Origin of the sequence: Limosilactobacillus portuensis, assembly GCF_014838735.1 — a bacterium.
In the GTDB taxonomy this organism is placed as follows: Bacteria; Bacillota; Bacilli; order Lactobacillales; family Lactobacillaceae; genus Limosilactobacillus; species Limosilactobacillus portuensis.
Map to the genome: position 1 here is coordinate 1 of NZ_JABUXQ010000077.1, position 445 is coordinate 445.

Here is a 445-nt window from a genome sequence, read left to right on the forward strand (position 1 = left end):
TGAAATAAATCCGTTAAGCTGTTCCGCGCTTGAGAAGGATTCTTTAACCTGAATTTCCGTAAAGCTCATAGGAATTTCAAAGGTAACTTTTGAGTTAAAGAATTTTGCTTCTACTTTCGGTTGATGGAAAACATCTTGCTTATATTCCTGCCCGTCCTGTAAATTCCAACTTTCGTTTTCCTGCGCTTCTGGCATTGCGGTAGAAATCTTTTCCAGAATGGAGCCAAATTCCCACGCATCCATGATAACGGACGGAACGCCGCCAGCATAAGCACGATTAACAAAAATTACCTTGCCGATATGGTTAACCAGTTTACGGACGTAATTATCAAGCCCGTTTTGCTGGTCGATAACCTGTTTACCAATATCAACAACGTTAGACAAATCCTCGTTTACTACGGCGGATTCGCCTAAAACTTCTTTAGTGACGCTATTAATAAGCGTA

1 protein-coding gene is annotated in these 445 nt (G+C 40.9%); it reads right to left on the bottom strand.

Features of this window, described 5'->3' with window-relative positions; all coding sequences use genetic code 11:
• The coding region (locus HUK49_RS10630; protein WP_191913670.1) for a phage major capsid protein at positions 1-445 on the bottom strand (445 nt) is incomplete at both ends.